Annotated in this window: 1 protein-coding gene; it reads right to left on the bottom strand. The window is 42.1% G+C overall.

The genetic code is table 11. The annotated features are described in order from the left end of the window. Positions 1-119: 119 nt before the first annotated feature. The coding region (locus JGK20_RS34325; RefSeq protein ID WP_293187240.1) for a site-specific integrase at positions 120-1,313 on the bottom strand (1,194 nt) is incomplete at its 5' end.

Here is a 1,313-nt window from a genome sequence, read left to right as displayed (position 1 = left end):
GTTGTATTAAAGTAGGCTCCTACTTTAGCGCCCTACTTTGTAAAATGACAGTAGGTACAGGAAAATAGTCAAAAAAATACCCCCTGATTAAAGGGGGTAAGTGACTTACCAGGTAAGGGTTAAACTTCGACAAGATGTATATCTTTATCAAATCCTAGGTAATGCTTAACAATGATTTCAACACTGTTCCCGCAAGCGTGAGCCAATAGCAGAAGAGCCGATGTGTCACTTTTGTTAGCGTGAGCGGTAAGGGTAATGTAAGTGTGTCTAGTGTGATAAGGTGCGAGATATTGGCTGATTTTGCCTTCAGAAACAAGTCGAGTAACTACGCCAGGATAGTGGTATTCGTAGCTTTTGCCATTTACTTCTTTCTTATCTACCTTGCCTAGCCATATTAAAGAGTGACTGCTGTTGCTATGAGTTTGGCCGCCTACCTGTGGGAATACAAGGTCAACTGATGATTGACTTTTTCTAATATTAGATAGAAGGCTAGCTATTTTCGGGGTGATTCTGAACATTCTTATCTCTTTAGTTTTTGTCCGCTTTGTAGATTTAATGCTGGTTGCGTAGCTCTTACTAAAACGGATATAGCCACGGTCAAAGAAAATATCACCCCAACGCAATGCGAAAGCTTCACCGGGTCGGCAACCTGTCAGAAACAAAAATTCAATCAAGGGCGCGGCTTTACGTTCATTTTGCTTGTCTGATTCATAGAATGCCCTGACAATAATGTCACGTTCATTCTTGGTAAAAAAACGTACATCAGTTTCGCATTCTTCCTCTTGCCTACTATCTTGCAACTGCCACCATTCTAGTATTTCACCATCGACACCGATTGCTGATGTGTACTTTTCCTTAGGATTCTCGACAACTTCAAGATGTAAGTTTCGATAAGGGTTTTGAGCATTCTTTATCATGCCCGTTGATTGCCCTCGATCAAAAGCTTCATTTAACGCTCGGATGGTATCGACAATAGCAGCCTTATTGTAAGGTGACAATAATAGTTTTTCAGCAGACAATCTGTTAGCAGGTAGACTGCTGATGTCGTTCCCGGTAGCGGAAAAACTACGGCTTTTTTTGTCCCATTTCAGCCCTTTGATGATATTTGAATAACGTCGCAGATAGCGGTCAGCAAAAGTAGATGGCTCTACTTTTGTTTCTTTCCACTGAAGGTACGCTTCCCACATCTCGCCTACGGTAATCTCGGGTGTTGTAGCCTGTGCACCTGGCATCTGAAGTACATCAGCTAGCTTGGCATATTTGCCCCCGCCTATACCATATTTAGCAAGGGTAGGGTCAAATAGTTTTTCCCA

The sequence above is a fragment of the Microcoleus sp. PH2017_05_CCC_O_A genome (assembly GCF_020738785.1).
In the GTDB taxonomy this organism is placed as follows: Bacteria; Cyanobacteriota; Cyanobacteriia; order Cyanobacteriales; family Microcoleaceae; genus Microcoleus.
The sequence above is the reverse complement of the archived record's forward strand: the minus strand, read 5'-3'. Positions and strand labels throughout refer to the sequence as shown.